Origin of the sequence: Pseudomonas sp. 2848 (assembly GCF_003253945.1) — a bacterium.
Taxonomy (GTDB): domain Bacteria; phylum Pseudomonadota; class Gammaproteobacteria; order Pseudomonadales; family Pseudomonadaceae; genus Aquipseudomonas.
Genome location: NZ_QKZD01000008.1, coordinates 207,911 through 223,139 on the forward strand (window position 1 = coordinate 207,911; position 15,229 = coordinate 223,139).

The 15,229-nt window shown below is 67.4% G+C and carries 12 protein-coding genes; 5 read left to right on the forward strand and 7 right to left on the reverse strand.

The features are described from left to right. Positions 1 to 14: 14 nt before the first annotated feature. Genes dsbG through dsbD form a run of 3 tightly spaced genes read right to left on the reverse strand, consistent with a single transcriptional unit; the run spans position 15 to position 3,323 of the window. The gene (gene dsbG / locus DFS21_RS17670) at positions 15 to 773 is read right to left on the reverse strand and encodes a thiol:disulfide interchange protein DsbG (RefSeq protein WP_111532736.1); all 759 of its coding nucleotides are present in this window, start codon (positions 771 to 773) and stop codon (positions 15 to 17) included. A 1-nt stretch (position 774) separates the two neighbouring features. Continuing rightward, on the reverse strand, positions 775 to 1,605 hold the full coding sequence (locus tag DFS21_RS17675) for a TlpA disulfide reductase family protein (RefSeq protein WP_111532737.1): 831 nt from the start codon (positions 1,603 to 1,605) through the stop codon (positions 775 to 777). After that, positions 1,605 to 3,323 carry a protein-disulfide reductase DsbD gene (gene dsbD / locus DFS21_RS17680; protein ID WP_110699072.1) on the reverse strand — a complete coding sequence of 573 codons (1,719 nt, stop codon included), beginning with the start codon at positions 3,321 to 3,323 and terminating at the stop codon, positions 1,605 to 1,607. The genes DFS21_RS17675 and dsbD overlap by 1 nt, the downstream gene beginning before the upstream one ends. A gap of 198 nt (positions 3,324 to 3,521) precedes the next feature. Between dsbD and DFS21_RS17685 the strand changes: the two genes are divergently transcribed. The 3 genes from DFS21_RS17685 to DFS21_RS17695 all read left to right on the forward strand — a co-directional run bounded on the left by DFS21_RS17685 (position 3,522) and on the right by DFS21_RS17695 (position 7,137). Further along, the gene (locus DFS21_RS17685; RefSeq protein ID WP_110699070.1) at positions 3,522 to 4,205 is read left to right on the forward strand and encodes a response regulator transcription factor; all 684 of its coding nucleotides are present in this window, start codon (positions 3,522 to 3,524) and stop codon (positions 4,203 to 4,205) included. Next, entirely contained in the window at positions 4,202 to 5,524 is a 1,323-nt protein-coding gene (locus tag DFS21_RS17690; RefSeq protein WP_111532738.1) for an ATP-binding protein, read from the forward strand. The genes DFS21_RS17685 and DFS21_RS17690 overlap by 4 nt, the downstream gene beginning before the upstream one ends. A 212-nt stretch (positions 5,525 to 5,736) precedes the next feature. Then, on the forward strand, positions 5,737 to 7,137 hold the full coding sequence (locus tag DFS21_RS17695; RefSeq protein ID WP_111532739.1) for an aspartate aminotransferase family protein: 1,401 nt from the start codon (positions 5,737 to 5,739) through the stop codon (positions 7,135 to 7,137). A gap of 70 nt (positions 7,138 to 7,207) precedes the next feature. Here DFS21_RS17695 and DFS21_RS17700 read toward each other — a convergent pair whose 3' ends face one another. Beyond that, the gene (locus tag DFS21_RS17700; protein ID WP_110699064.1) at positions 7,208 to 8,140 is read right to left on the reverse strand and encodes a siderophore-interacting protein; all 933 of its coding nucleotides are present in this window, start codon (positions 8,138 to 8,140) and stop codon (positions 7,208 to 7,210) included. Positions 8,141 to 8,287: 147 nt separating this feature from the next. Here DFS21_RS17700 and DFS21_RS17705 point away from each other — a divergent pair, with 147 nt between their 5' ends. Continuing rightward, on the forward strand, positions 8,288 to 9,910 hold the full coding sequence (locus DFS21_RS17705; protein ID WP_111532740.1) for a twin-arginine translocation signal domain-containing protein: 1,623 nt from the start codon (positions 8,288 to 8,290) through the stop codon (positions 9,908 to 9,910). A 60-nt stretch (positions 9,911 to 9,970) separates the two neighbouring features. Here the strand turns inward: DFS21_RS17705 and DFS21_RS17710 are convergent, their stop codons facing one another. The 3 genes from DFS21_RS17710 to DFS21_RS17720 are packed head-to-tail and all read right to left on the reverse strand — an operon-like array spanning position 9,971 to position 14,519. Beyond that, a complete protein-coding gene (locus DFS21_RS17710) occupies positions 9,971 to 11,377 on the reverse strand; it encodes an efflux transporter outer membrane subunit (RefSeq protein ID WP_111532741.1) in 1,407 nt (468 codons plus the stop codon). A 3-nt stretch (positions 11,378 to 11,380) separates the two neighbouring features. Next, positions 11,381 to 13,339 carry a MacB family efflux pump subunit gene (locus DFS21_RS17715; protein ID WP_111532742.1) on the reverse strand — a complete coding sequence of 653 codons (1,959 nt, stop codon included), beginning with the start codon at positions 13,337 to 13,339 and terminating at the stop codon, positions 11,381 to 11,383. A 1-nt stretch (position 13,340) separates the two neighbouring features. Continuing rightward, the gene (locus tag DFS21_RS17720; protein WP_110699056.1) at positions 13,341 to 14,519 is read right to left on the reverse strand and encodes an efflux RND transporter periplasmic adaptor subunit; all 1,179 of its coding nucleotides are present in this window, start codon (positions 14,517 to 14,519) and stop codon (positions 13,341 to 13,343) included. A 153-nt stretch (positions 14,520 to 14,672) separates the two neighbouring features. Here DFS21_RS17720 and DFS21_RS17725 point away from each other — a divergent pair, with 153 nt between their 5' ends. Further along, entirely contained in the window at positions 14,673 to 15,212 is a 540-nt protein-coding gene (locus DFS21_RS17725; RefSeq protein WP_110699055.1) for a sigma-70 family RNA polymerase sigma factor, read from the forward strand. Positions 15,213 to 15,229: the final 17 nt, after the last annotated feature.

A 15,229-nucleotide genomic window follows, 5' to 3' on the forward strand; every position in this document is an offset into this window, starting at 1 on the left:
CCCCGCGATGGTTTTCAGCGTTTGCCGAGGATCTTCCCGAGCATCTCCGGCCGTGGCGCGCCTTGCTGGCTCTGCAATTGCCCCTGCTCGTCCTGATAGAAGATCGCCGGGGTTGCCGCCAGGCCCAGTTCCTCCATCAACGCCAGGTTCGCCTCGAGCTTCATCTGTATCGCCTCCGGCACCTTGTCCAACGCCTTGAGCGTGCTGGCCTTGCCGGCCTTCTCGTGTTCGTGCAAGGTCTTGGCCGGGTCCTTGGCCGCGAGCAGCGCAGCGGACTTGCCCGGGCTGTCCTCGCGGATGATGCCGACCATGATGTGGCGCAGCTGCACCTTGCCCGATTCGACCCAAGGCCGGGCCTGTTGCCAGAACATGTTGCAGTAGGGGCAGTTGGGGTCGCTGAACAGGTAGACGGTACGCGGCGCGTCGACCTTGCCGTCCTGGATCCAGGCGGTCTTTTCCATCTTCGCCCACACTGCCTTGCTCATCGGTGCGTACACCAGTTTTTCCAGCGGCTCGGCGCTGAGGTCCTTGCCTTGCTCGTCGAACAGGCTGCCCACCAAGACGTGCTTGCCGTCGGGGGTGAGGTACAGGGCAATACCGTTGTTGTGGTACTCGGCGGCATAGCCGCGCATGCCGTCGGGGGCATCGAAACTACCCTTGATCACGGCGCCCTTGGCCTGCAGTTGCTGGATCGCCTTGGGCAGTTCCTCGGCTTGCAGCGTGGGTGTGGCGAGCAGGGCGAGGGTCAGGGGCAGCAGCGCATTCAATCGCATGTCAGTTTCCTTGTGGGGCGGGCGCATCGGCGCGTTCGAAGGGTTCCAGGGCGTGGCGCAGGCTGGCGCGCGACAGTTCGCCCAGGTGGCTGCCGACCAGCCGCCCTTCGGCGTTGTAGAACAGGGTGGTGGGCAGGGCCATGGAGCCGACCTTGCGGGCCAGCTCGCCGGTGCCGTCGAACAGCACGTTGGAGAGGGTCAGGCCGGTGGTGGCCATGAAGGTGCTGACGTTCTCGGGGGTTTCCCCCTGGTTGACGAACAGGAAGGTCACGTGGGGGTAGTCGTCCTCGGCCTGTTGCAGCACCGGCATCTCGCGGCGGCAGGGCGGGCACCAGGTAGCCCAGATGTTGATGACCAGTGGGCGGCCGCGGTAGTCGTGCAGGGCCACCGCCTGGCCGCGGCTGTCGCGCAGGCTCATGTCGGGCAGTTCGGTGCCCTTGCTGTAGAGATGGCTGGCCAGGCTGGCCAGCCCCCAGAACAGGGCGCCGCTGAACAGCGCCCAGCCCAGCGGGCGGCGCAGGCCCGGGCGGCGCCAGCCTTGCCACAGGGTGCCGAGCACGATGCCCAGCAGCCCACCCCAGAGCAGGAAGCCGCCGTCGCGGATATCGATTATTTGCAGCAGGTCGTCACGGTACATCGGCCAGTAGGCGAGGACGAAACCCAGGCGGGCGAACAGCAAGCCCAGCAGGAACAGGTTGAACAGCGCCGACTCCGGGTTTTCGCCTCCGCGCCTGGCGACCCGCCAGCCGACCAGGCTGGCGATGCCCAGCGCGGCAAGCAGCAGCAGGTGGTTGAGGGCCATGGTCAGCGGCCCGAGGGTGATGGTGAGCATCAGCCTTGGCTCCTGGTCTGGGCCCAGTGCTGGAGTAATCCGGCGGCGTCGATTTCACCGGTGATACGGCGGGCGCGGCGCTCGTCGCCCTCCGGGCCGACCCAGATCAGGCTGGGCGGGCCCGGCACCTGGTAGCGTTGCAGCAACTCGCGGCTGGCCGGGGAGTCGGCGGTCACATCCAGGCGCAGCAGGTGTACGCCGTCAAGACTGGTCTGGACATCGGCACGGGCGAACACCTGTTTCTCCATGACTTTGCACGACACGCACCAGTCGGCGTAGTAGTCCACCAGTACCCACTGTCCACGTGCCTTGGCGGCATCGAGTTCACGTTGCAGCTCGGCCGGTGCGCTGACGGTGACAAAGGCGTCGTGGCCGCTGGCGGGGGCCGTGGCCGTGCTCTTGCCGGCAAAAGGCTGCAAAGGCTGCCACACATCATTGCCACCGGCTGCGGCGCCCACCAGCAACAGGCCACCCCACAGCGCCCCCAAGAGGGGGATTGCACGCAAGGCGGGCAGGCGCTGCAAGGCAGGCCAGGCGGCCCAGCCCAGGGCGATCAACCAGGCGCCGGCCAGGGCCAGTACCAGCGTTTCCGCCAGCAGGCCGCGCACGGTGTACAGGGCCATGGCCAGGAACACGAAGCCGAACAGGCCCTTGACCAGGTTCATCCAGGCGCCCGGGCGTGGCAGGTAGCGATTGCCCAGGGTGACCAGCAGCAACAGCGGGACGCCCATGCCCAGGCCGAGGGCAAACAATACCAGCGCCCCTTGCAGCACGTCGCCGCTCTGGGCGATGAACAGCAGCGCGCCGGCCAGTGGCGCGGTCATGCAGGGGCCCAGCAGCAAGCCCGACAGGGCGCCCAGCAGCGCCGCGCCATACAGGTTGCCGCCACGGGTGCCTTGCCCGGCGCGATCCAGGCGGTCGCGCAGGGCGGCGGGCAGTTGCAGTTCGAAAGCGCCGAACATGGGCAGGGCGAGTAGTACGAACAGGCCCGCCAGGCTGCCCAGCAGCCAGGGTTGTTGCAGCCAGGCCTGCAGGCTGGCGCCCAGCAGCGCGGCGATCACGCCGAGTGCGGCGTACACCAGGGCCATGCTCAGCACATAGACGCCGGCCAGCCACCAGCCGCGCCGGGCGCTGGCACCATTGCCCAGGACCAGCCCGGCGAGGATCGGCAGCATCGGCAGCGAGCAGGGGGTGAAGGCCAGTAGCAGGCCCAGGCCGAAGAAGGCCAGCAGGCTCCAGGCCAGGCTGTCTTGCTGCAAGGTGCCGGCAAGGGCCTGGTCGCTGGCCTGGTCGGCAGCCGGTGTTGCCGCAGCCGCCCCGCCAAGGGCGATCGGCGTGGTCTGCGGCGGATAGCATAGCCCTGCGTCCGCGCAGCCTTGCCAGCCCAGGCGCAGTTCACCGCTGGCGTTGGCCGGCAGCAGCAGCTCGAGTTCGGTGCGGTAGACCGCGCTGTCACCGAAGAACTCGTCGTGGTGGTTTTCGGCCTGGGGCAGGGGCGGGTGCTGCTCGGATGGCAGGCCGTCGAACTTCAGGCGTTTCTGGTAAAGGTAGTAGCCGTCCTTGATTTGGAAATGCAGGCGCGTCTGGCCGTTTTCCAGGCGGTCGTGAGTCAGCACGAAGGCTTCGTTCACCGGCAGGAAGTCCGGTTTGACCGCGAACGGGTTGGCCTGTAGGGGGCCGGCGAGCAGGAATGTCAGGAAAAGCAGGAGAACACGCATGTCGACGCCTTGGCAGAACTTTGAAGGAGGCCATGCTGGCCTTGGGTTATTAACTGAAGGTTAAGCTGGTCCTAGGACTGGCAGCTAGCGTTGCAGAGCCTGATGCTATCAGCCCGACGAACGTCGCCAAATCGGTTCATAATCCCCTCTTAATGATGAACCTGTGCAATGTCATCTTCCCTACCCTGGAGCTCCCCCATGCACGTTCTGCTCTGCGAGGACGACGACTTGATCGCCAGCGGCATCTGCGCCGGCCTCTCGGCCCAAGGCCTGACCGTGGACCGGGTGGCCAGCGCCTCGCAGGCACGGCAGATGCTGCAGACCGCCAAGTTCGACGTGATGATCCTTGACCTGGGCCTGCCCGACGAAGACGGCCTGAAACTGCTGCGCCGTCTGCGCCAGCAGGGCGAGATCCTGCCGGTCCTGGTGCTCACCGCCCGTGACGCGGTCTCCGACCGGGTCGATGGCCTGCAGGCCGGCGCCGACGACTACCTGCTCAAACCCTTCGACTTGCGCGAACTGGCCGCCCGCTTGCATACCCTGCTGCGCCGGGTGGCCGGGCGGGCGGTGAACGTGATCGAGCATGGTCCGCTGCGCTACGACCCCAGCAGTTGCGAGGCGACCCTGGCTGGCCGGCCACTGGACCTGTCGCGGCGCGAGCAGGCGCTGCTCCAGGCGTTGCTGCAGAACCCGGGGCGCGTGCTCTCCAGCGAGCAGCTCAAGGACTGCGTCTATGGCTTTGGCGACGAAGTCGAGAGCAATGCGCTGAACGTGCATATCCACCACCTGCGGCGCAAGCTGGGCAACAGCATCGTCGAGACCGTGCGCGGCCTGGGTTACCGCCTAGGCCCGGCCCAGGCGCCGGAGGCGGCCGCATCATGAGCCTGCGGGTACGGCTGTCGCTGATCCTCGGCAGCGTGTTCATCGTCATCTGGGTGCTGGCGGCAGCGTGGATGCTGCGTGACCTGCGCCAGCAGATGATGTTCTCCCTCGACCAGCGGCTGGTGGCCTCGGCACGCATGGTCGCGGGGCTGATCGACCAGTTGCCGCAGCCGTTGACCGTCAAGGGCCAGGACGCGCATTTTTCCGCCGACCAGTTCAGCGTGCCGGATGGCATGGCTTGCCAGGTCAGCTCGTTGCGCGGCGAGATCCTCGCCAGCAACCACAAGCACGATGGCGCCATGGACGACGAGCGCAGCGGGTTCCGTGATCAGACCATCGATGGCGCCTCATGGCGTACCTTCACCTACAACCATGGCGACGTGCGTATCACCACCGCCGACCGTCACCAGGAGCGCGAGGCGCTGAACCAGTCAATCCTGCTGGCGGCCTCGGCACCGGTGCTGATGGCCCTGCTGGGCAGCCTGGGGTTGTTGTGGATCGGCCTGGGCAAAGGCCTGGAACCGCTCAATCGGATGCGCGATGCCTTGCGCAGGCGCCGCGCCGACAGCGTCGAACCCTTGCAGGTGGCCGGTTTGCCCAGCGAGCTGCAACCGTTGCTCGATACCCAGAACCAGCTGTTCCTGCGCATCGCCCAGACCCTCGAGCGTGAACGCCGCCTGACCGACGACGCCGCCCACGAACTGCGCAGCCCGTTGACCGCGATCAAGACCCACCTGCAGGTGGCGCGCATGACTGACGGCGCGGTGCGCGAACAGGCCCTGGAGCACGCCGAGCAGGGTACCGACCGCATGCACCGCACGCTGGAGCAGTTGCTGATGCTGGCGCGGGTCGAGGGCAGCCTGTCGTTCGATGACGGTGTGCAGTGCAGTGCCGCCCAGGTTGCCCGGCAGGCCATCGAGGATGCCGGCGGTGGCGATAACCGGCGCATTCACCTGCATCTGCCCGTGGAGGCGGCCAAGGTCTACCTGAGCATGCCGGCACCGCTGGCGGTGGCGGCGCTGCGTAACCTGCTGGATAACGCCCTGCGCCATGGCGGCGATGCCGCCGTGGAGCTGGATGTGCAGGCGCAGGACGGCCAGGTGGATTTCCTCGTGCGCGACCATGGTCCAGGTATCGCGCCAGCAGATCTCGAACACCTGACCGAGCGTTTCTGGCGCAACGGCCAGAGCGGCGGTTGCGGCCTGGGGCTGGCGATCGTCCAGGCCATCGTCCAGCGCTGTGCCGGCAGCCTGCGTTTCGACAGCCAGGCCGATGGCTTGCGGGTGCGCCTGCAGGTGCCGGCACGCTCAGGGAGTTGAGTTCATACCTATCGCGGGGCAAGCCCGCTCTCACGCAATATGGCGTGTGAGCGGGCTTGCCCCGCGACGGAGGCCGCAGATCCTCAACAAATCCGACGGCAACCGCTAAATCCGCACCTCGCTGAAGCGTTTTTCAAGCGATAAGAACCCGACACACATCCGGTTACAGGGCGCGTGGCGGGCACATTCGCTTGCTTGCGAGGGATTTTCCGATGTCGACCGCTTCCAGCCTTGCCCAGGTGCTGCCGGCCACCGCGCCGCGCCCGCTGTACGAATTCGAGGACTCACCCCTGCTGCTGCGCCAGCAACAGCAGGAGTCCAACGCCCGCAGCTACCCGCGGCGCATCCCGCTGGCGCTCAAGCGCGCCCGTGGCCTGTACGTCGAGGACGTCGAGGGCCGCCAGTTCATCGACTGCCTGGCCGGTGCCGGCACGCTGGCCCTGGGTCACAACCATCCGGTGGTGATCGACGCCATCCAGCGCGTGCTGGCTGACGAGCTGCCACTGCATACCCTGGACCTGACCACGCCGGTCAAGGACCAGTTCGTCCAGGACTTGTTCGGTCTGTTGCCCGAGGGCCTGCGCGGCGAAGCCAAGATCCAGTTCTGCGGCCCGACCGGCACCGATGCGGTGGAGGCCGCGCTCAAGCTGGTGCGTACCGTGACCGGGCGCAGCACCGTGCTGGCGTTCCAGGGCGCCTACCATGGCATGACCCAGGGCGCCCTGAGCCTGATGGGCAGCCTGGGGCCGAAAAAGCCACTTGGCGCGCTGCTGAACAATGGCGTGCAGTTCCTGCCTTACCCCTATGACTACCGCTGCCCGTTCGGCCTGGGTGGCGAGGCGGGCGTGCGCGCCAACCTGCACTACCTGGAAAACCTGCTGAACGACCCCGAAGCCGGGGTGGCGCTGCCGGCGGCGGTGATCGTCGAGGTGGTGCAGGGCGAGGGCGGTGTGATTCCTGCCGATATCGAGTGGTTGCGCGGGCTGCGCCGAATCACCGAGCAGGCCGGGGTGGCGCTGATCGTCGACGAGATCCAGAGCGGCTTCGCCCGCACCGGCAAGATGTTCGCCTTCGAGCACGCCGGCATCGTGCCTGACGTGGTCACCCTGTCCAAGGCCATTGGCGGCAGCCTGCCGCTGGCGGTGATGGTCTACCGCGACTGGCTCGACCAGTGGTCGCCGGGCGCCCATGCCGGCACCTTCCGTGGCAATCAGATGGCGATGGCGGCGGGCTCTGCGGTGATGAAGTACCTGGTCGAGCACCGCCTGTGCGAGCACGCCGAGGCCATGGGCCAGCGCCTGCGCGGGCACCTGCACCGGTTGCAGCAGGACTATCCGCAGCTCGGCGACATTCGTGGCCGTGGCCTGATGCTGGGCGTGGAGCTGGTGGACCCGGCAGGCAAGCGCGACGCGCAGGGGCATCCGCCAGCATGCCGCAGCCTGGCGCCGAGGGTGCAGCGCGAGTGCCTGCGCCGCGGCCTGGTCCTCGAGTTGGGCGGCCGCCATGGTGCTGTGGTGCGCTTCCTGCCGCCGTTGATCATCAGCGCCGAGCAGATCGATGAAGTGGCGGCGAGATTTGCCGAAGCCGTCGCGGCGGCGGTCAAGGCCGGTTGATGTTCCGGGGCTGCGTTCAGCCCCTTCGTCCATTGCCGGCGATGGGGCGCAAGGCGCCCCTGCCTGTGCCTCAGTCGAACACGCGCCCGGCGCGCCAGTAGCCCATCAGGGTCAAGCTTTCTCGCGGCAGTCCGCGCTCCTTGATCAGGTAGCGGCGGATATCCATGACAGTCCCCGATTCCCCGGCGATCCAGGCATGGAAGTCGCCGTGTTCGCCGCAGGCCTGTTCCCACAGGATGCTTTCGTCGATATCCACGTCTTCCAGCTCGACCGTCGAAGCGCCACGCGGCGCCGGCAGGCTGGCCAGCTCGCGCACGGCGTGCTGCATGCCTTGGCCGTGCTCACTGCGCAGCAGATCGCGTGGCAGCCAGTGCAGGCGGGTGGCCGGGCTCTGGCGCAGGTCGAGACAGTCGGCTTCCAACGGCACTTCGATGAACGCTTCGACTGGCAGCTCCGGCGCGGTCGCGGCCAGCTGTTCGAGGATGCCGGCAATCGCCGGCAGGGCGGTTTCGTCGCCGACCAGCAGAATGCGCCGTGCGCTGCGTGGCGGTTTCCATTCATAGCCGCCGGGGTCGTCGGCATATGCCAGGTTGGGGGCGACCATCTGCAGGCGGTCGCCGATGCGGGCATGGGTGGCCCAGGCCGAGGCGGGGCCATTGACGCCGTGCAGGACAAAGTCCACATCCACCTCTAGCGCCTCGCGGCGCAGGGCGCGGATGGTGTAGGTGCGCATGGGCGGCATGTCTTGCGCCGGCAGTTCGCGCCGCGCCTGCTGCCATTGCGCGTGCTTGGGCAGGTTGGGTGGCGCGCCGGCTGGCGTCGGAAACAGCAACTTCACACGCTGGTCGGGGGCCAGGGTGGTCATCTGCGCGACGTCCTCGCCGGTGAAGACGAAGCGCGTCAGTGAGGGGCTCAGGGTTTCGATGGTCTTGAGGTCGAGGTCGAAGAGCCGGTAGGGCGTGGCCTGGGCAGCAGGTGCCAGGCGGGCAAGCGGGGAGGTCATGGGCATGCCTCTGTCAGCGGGAGATACCCATCAGACGAGCGCACTGCGCGGTTAATTAGCCGGGGTGTGCCGTGCCTAAATTTCCCTGGCCCGCCTACGTTCTAGCTTGGATAGCAGTCGCGGCACGCGAAGACGGATTGAGGCGCAATGACAATTTCCCGACGAGGATTCATCGCCGGCCTGGCTGTGGCGGGCGCCACAGGCACGGCGGCCTATTACGCGCACAAGCAACTGACCCATGACCCCGAGGACGACATCGTCACGCCTGGGGAAGCCAGCGTCGAGCTGGCCGACTACGCAGGCCAGATGCTCGCGGACCAACTGCGCGGCGTCTGGGAAATCCGCTTCGAGGGTGCCGAACGCGGCCTGGATGGGCTGCCCCAGCAAGGTGTCGAGATGTTCCTCGATGTCGCCACCAAGGGGCGCGGCCTGCGCGGTTTTGTCGATACCGGCGAGCGCTTGCGTGGAGCTGGCGAGCCGGCCTACCGGGTGCTGGGCGACCTGGTCGGCGCCAGCAGCGCGCAGGTGCGCTGGCGCCTGGTCAACCAGCATGGCGGGCCGGGCTATGAGTGCGTGGCCAGTCTGGACGAAGTCTGGGCCGAGTTCGCCAATGCCGGCAGCGGTACGCTGACCGGCCGTGTGCAGCGTCTGGACCGGCCGCTGACCCTGCCGGTGCCCGACAGCCGCTTCGTCGCAGTCAAGCGGTTGTTCCCCGAGGCCCGTGAGCGCCTGCCTTACACCCCCGAGATGCTGGCATGGGTGGTCGGCGCTGAGCATCGTCTGTTCCACCAGCTCTGGCACGCCACCCGCGACAAGTGGCACAAGCTGCCGGAGAAAAAGCAGGACGCCCTGCGTGGCCTTGGCTGGCAGCCGGGGCCTAGGGGCCGCGAGCGTGATGCCCGTGGCCCGCGCAAGCACCGCAATGGCTCGGGTATCGATTTCCTGTTCATGCACCGGCACATGCTGATGTATGCGCGCACCCTGCAGGACCTGCCTTCCTGGCAGCGCTTCCCGCTGCCACAGCCGAGCGTCGAGTTCGACCGCGTAGGCTTTGCCCGCTATTTCGACAACCACGATGGCTACTGCGTACCGCCGACCTGGCAGGCGCCGGGCGACGAGGCCTATGGCCAGTGGGTCGGGGCGATCAAGGCCGGCGAAACCTATTGCAGCAACTTCCAGGTGTGGGAGTCGCAGTACCAGGACCCGTTGTACCTGTCGAAACTGACCCTGGGGGCCTTCGGTTCGGAACTGGAGATGAACCTGCACGACTGGCTGCACATGTGCTGGGCGTCGGTGCCGCGTGATCCGAACAATGGCGCGCCGGTGCCGTTCGCCCGTGACCAGGCGGATTTCGCCGCGCGCTGGTTCGAGCCCGAGAACGACTTCCTCGGTGATCCGTTCTCATCCCATGTGCACCCGGTGTTCTGGGGGTTCCATGGCTGGATCGATGACCGTATCGATGACTGGTTCCGTGCCCATGAACGCTATCACCCCGGCCAGGTACGGCGCCTGGAGGTCAATGGCGTGCCCTGGTTCGCCCCAGGCCGGTGGGTCGAAGCCGGCGACCCGTGGCTGGGTCCGGACACCCATGGCTGCAGCACGCAGCCAGGCATGCGCCTGGGCAAGTCGGTGGAGATGGACGTGGAGACCATGAAGCTGGCCCTGCGTATCACTTTCGGTGACGAAGAAAAGCTGGATAGCCTGCTGCGCAAGGTACCTCAACGCCCCTGGTACGCCCGCCACCTGTCACTGAAGAACATCGTGCCCTGATACACCCCATGCCCCTGCAGGCGCGGGCAAATCCGCGCCTGCAGGGACTTGTCGCGTGCCCTACAGCTTGACCGGCGTCTGCCAGCCCCCACCCAATGCCTTGTACAGCGCCACGCTGCCTTGCAACTGCTCCAGGCGCAGCTGCGCCTGCTGGTCCTGGGCCAGATACAGCGTGCGCTGGGTCTCGAGCACCGTCAGCAGGGTTTCGGCGCCAGCGGCGTAACGTTGCTGGGCCAAGTCGAAGGCGATGCGCGCCTGCTCCACCTCCTGGTCCTGCCAGCGGCGCTGGCGTTCAACACCGGCGATGGCGTTCAAGGCTTTCTCCACGTCCGCGAAGCCCGCCAGGATGCTGCCGCGGTACAGCTCCAGCAATTCCTCCTGTTCGGCGCTGGCCTGGTCCCGTGCGGCGCTGAGTCGGCCGTTGTTGAAGATCGGCGCGGCGAGGCCGGCAGTCAGGGTGTAGTAGGGGCTGTCGAAGACATTGGGCAGGGTGCGCGCACCGCTGCCCAGGTTCGCGCCGAGTATCAGGCGAGGCAGCATGGCCGCCCGGGCCACCTGGATGTTGGCGCTGGCCGCCGCCAGGCGCGCCTCGGCGGCGGCGATGTCCGGCCGCCGGCCGAGCAGTTCGCTGGGCACGCCGCTGCCGATGCTGGGCCACTGTACGTTGCTGATCATTTCGCGATTGTCGGGCAGGGCCTGCACCGGGTCGCCCAGCAGGGTGGCGAGGACGATGCGGTTGTCCTGGCGACGCTGTTCGAGCAACGGTAGCTGGCGTTCCTGGGCAGCGACCAGGCTGCGCTGCTGGGCCAGTTCCAGGCGGGTGGCCGAGCCTGAACGTTCGCGGGCTTCGACCAGGCCCAGCACGTCGCGGGCATTGTCCAGGTTGAGCCGGGCGATGCGCAGTTGCTCGTCGAGTGCCAGGCCTTGCAGGTAGCTGTCGGCCACGGCGCTGACCAGGGTCAGCTCGACTGTCTGGCGATCGAAACGGCTGGCATCCAGGCTGCGCAGCGCGCTGTCGCGGGTGGCGCGCAGGCCGCCCCAGAAATCGATCTCGTAGCTGGCGCTCAGGCGGGTGCCGAATGAGGTGCTGGTGCGCTCGCTGCTGCTGGCGTCGAGCTGGCTGTTGCCTTCACCGCGCAACAGGCGCTGCCGGCTGCCATCCAGGCCGAGCTGTACTTCTGGGAGTAATGGCGCCCCGGCGATCACTGCGATGGCCTGGGCCTTGCGCACCCGCGCCGCGGCTGCCGCCAGGTCGTGGCTGTTCGAGCGCGCGCGCTCGATCAACTGGTCCAGTTCCAGGCTGGCAAAGGCGCGCCACCACTGGTTGTCCGGCAGGGCCTGCTTGGCGCTGGTCGGCCCTTGCCAGGCCGGCGGGGCGTCGATGTTCGCCGCAGGCGGCGGTGGGGTGCTGCAGGCGGCCAGGCCAAGGCTCAGGGCCAGCAAGCTGATACGGCAGGGGATCGTCATGGGTTATTCGCTGGTAAGGGCCTTGACCGGGTCGAGGCGGGCGGCCTTGCGGGCCGGCATGAAACCGAACACCACGCCGGTGATCACGGCGCAGGCAAAGGCGCCGAGGATGGCGGGCAGGGCGAAGGCCACGGCGATGTCGGCCAGCAACAGGCTGCCGCCGATGGCCAGGGCCAGGGCGATGCCGGTCACGCCGCCGACCATCGACAGCATCACCGCCTCGGTGAGGAACTGGCGCAGGATGTCGCGCTGGCGCGCGCCGGTGGCCATGCGGATGCCGATCTCGCGGGTGCGTTCGCGCACGGTCATGAGCATGATGTTCATCACGCCGATGCCGCCGACCAGCAGGGAGATCGCGGCAATCGCACCGAGCATCAGCGACAGGCTGTTCTGCGTGCGGGCCTCGGCCTGGATCAATGCGGCGTCGTTGGTCAGGACGAAGTCATGCTTGCCCTGGTGACGCTGCAGCATCAGGCGCTCGATCGCCTGCTCGGTCTCCTTCACCCGGCTGGAGTCCAGGGCGGCGATGGTGACGTATTCCGGGTCGCGGCTGCCGAACAGGCGGATGGAGGCGGCGGAGTAGGGCACCACCACGCGCTCGTCGCTGTCCTCGCTGCCAGAGCTGGCGCCTTTGCCCTGGAGCACACCGATCACCTGGAACGGCACGTTGCCGATCAGCAGGTACTGCCCGAGCGGATTGCTGCCCGGGCCGAACATCTTGTCACGCACCTTCTGCCCGATCACCGCCACGGCGGCGCCGTTGGCTTCGTCGGCCTCGCTGTAGAAGCTGCCCTCGACCACGGGCCAGTTGAAGATCTCGGGGAACCAGGTGTTGTTGCCGCCAACGTAGAACTGCTCGCCCTTGTTGCCGTGGCGCACCATGAGCTTGTCGCCGATCACCGGCATGACCCGTTTGACCTGGGGCAGTTCGCCGACAGCGTTGACATCGTCGAGGGTGACGATGCCCATCAGTTCCTCGGAAGAGTGCTTGCCGTTAAGGTAGAGGATGTTCGAGCCGAATGCCGCCATCTGTGCCATGACCTGGCGCTTGCTGCCTTCGCCGACCGCGAGCATGACCACCACCGAGGCGACCCCGATGATGATGCCGAGCAGGGTCAGCGCGGTACGGAAGCGATTGATCCACATCACCCGCCAGGCAGCCTGCAGGGACTCGACCAGCTCGCCTTTCCAGGCGCCGCGCTGGGTGGCGCCGCGGTCCAGGCGCTGGCGCAGGTCGTCGGCCTGCAACTGCCGGGGGATGTCGGCCGACGGCTGGCTGGGCGAGTCGCTGACCACTTCGCCGTCGCGCACTTCGATGATCCGCTGGGCGCGGGCCGCGACTTCGCGGTCGTGGGTGATGAGGATGATCACATGGCCCTGGCTGGCCAGTTCGTCGAGCAGGGCCATCACCTCGGCGCCGCTGTGGCTGTCGAGGGCGCCGGTGGGCTCGTCGGCGAGGATGATGTGCCCGCCATTCATCAGCGCGCGGGCGATCGATACCCGTTGTTGCTGGCCGCCGGACAACTGGTGCGGGCGGTTGCCGGTACGGCTGGCCAGGCCCAGGCGCTCGAGCAGGGCGTGGGCGCGGGCATGGCGCTCGGCGGGCGGGGTGCCGGCGTAGATGGCCGGCATTTCGACGTTCTCCTGGGCCGAGCCCGAAGGGATCAGGTGATAGCCCTGGAACACAAAGCCGAAGGCTTCGCGACGCAGCCAGGCCAGCTCGTCGCTGTCCAGTTCGGCCACGTCCCGGCCTGCGAAGCGGTAGCTGCCCGAGGTGGGACGGTCGAGGCAGCCGAGGATGTTCATCAAGGTCGATTTACCGGAGCCCGAGGCGCCGACGATGGCGACGAACTCGCCGGGGTGGATGCTCAGGCTGATGCCGCGCAACACCTCGACCCTGGGCGAATCGACACCGCCGTAGACCTTGCGGATGTCGCACAGCTCGATCAGGGGCGTGGCCATCTCAACCCCCACTGGCGGCAGGCAGGCCGATGACCAGGCGCTCGCCTTCGTTCAGGCCTTCGAGAATCTGCACCCGCAGGCGGTCGCTCAAGCCGGTGCGCACCTGGCGGGCCTCGATCTGGCCCTTGCTGTTCAGCACCTGGGCCTGGCGCAGGCCGTCAACGGGGGTGTCGTCCAGCGCGGCCAGGGGCACGCTGAGCACCTGGCTGGCTTGTCCGGCGACGAAGAACACCTGGGTGGTCATCTCTGCCATCAGGGCGCCGTCGGGGTTGTCCACGTCCAGCAGCACGGTGTACTGCACCACCTTGCTGCCGGTGGTGCCGGCAGTCGCGCTGGCCGGGCTGCCACCGCCCTGGCTGGTCTGGTCCAGCGGCTTGGGCGGTACCGGCAGGATCTGGCGCACGGTGCTGGTCCAGCGGCGCTTGCCGCCGGCCAGGGTGTTGAAGTAGGCGGTCATGCCCGGCTTGACCTTGCCGATGTCGGCTTCGGACACCTGGGCCCAGACGGTCATCGGCGAGAGCTTGGCGATCCGCAGGATCAGCGGGGTCTGCTGCTGGGCATTGAGGGTCTGGCCTTCGCGGGCATCCACCGCCACCACGGTGCCGCTCATGGGCGCGTAGATGCGCGTGTAGCCCAGTTCTGCCTCGTCGCTGCGCAGGCTGGCCTGGGCCTGGCGGATCTGCGCCAGGTACATGTCGATGCGGGCCTGGGTCACTTTCAGTTGCGCCTGCGCCGTCTGCAGGTCTTCCTGGCGGGTGGCGCCGGCGGCGGCCAGGCCCTGCTGACGCTGGTACTGCTGCTGGGCAAGCTGATATTGCGCACGCTGTTCGGCCAGCTGGGCCTTGAGGTTCTCGATCGAGTAACGTCCGGCATCAAGCTTGGCCTGTTGCGTGGACGGGTCGATCTCCACCAGTAACTGGCCCTGGCGCACTTCGTCACCGGCCTCCACATGCAACTTGCGAATCTGCCCCGAGGCCTGGGCGCCGACGTCGACGTAACGGCGCGGTTGCAGGGTGCCCAGCGCGGTGACGCTGCTTTCGATATCGGCGCGCAGTACCGGTACGGTGCTGACCGGTGCGCCACCGAGCGGCAGGACCTGCCAGGCTACCAGGCTGCCGAGGCCGGCCAGGCCCAGGGCGCCGAACAGCACTCGGCGGCGGGTGTTGGATGTGCGTGTCATGCGGGCTTCCAGCCGAGGGTAGTGACCGAGTGCTGCGACGCTGCACGCGCTCGGGGGTCCCAGTTAAACGAATATAGCTGATGACGATTTAACGGCGGCCAGGGGTGCCTGCGTGTTGCTGCGAATAATTATAATTTGTAAGATCGCACACTGATATTATCCAGACCCGCTGCGCCTGCCTACCAGCGCTCGAGCAGGGAGACGACAGGTGCCGTCGTGGAACATTATTATCGCGAGTTGGTGAGCTTCCTGTCCGCCCGGCTTGGTAATCGCCAGACGGCCGAAGACGTCGCCCATGATGCCTACATCCGCGTGCTGGAGCGCACGGAAGGCGAGCGGATCGAACACCCGCGCGCGTTTCTTTATCGCACGGCGATGAACCTGGTGGTCGATCATCATCGGCGCCACCAGGTGCGTCAGGCCGAGCCGCTCGAGGTGCTCGACAGCGACGAACGCTGGCACAGCCCCGCCCCGATGCACAGCATGCAGCTCGACCAGCGTCTGGCGCTGATGCAGCAGGCCTTGGGCGAGTTGAGCGCGCCTTGCCGTGACAGTTTCCTGCTGCGCAAGCTCGAGGGCTTGTCACACCAGCAGATCGCCGAGCGCCTGGATATTTCCCGCAGCGTGGTGGAAAAGCACATCGTCAATGCCATGAAGCACTGCCGCATGCGCATGCGCCAGTGGGAGTCCTGAGCGGGATGCCGGCGGAT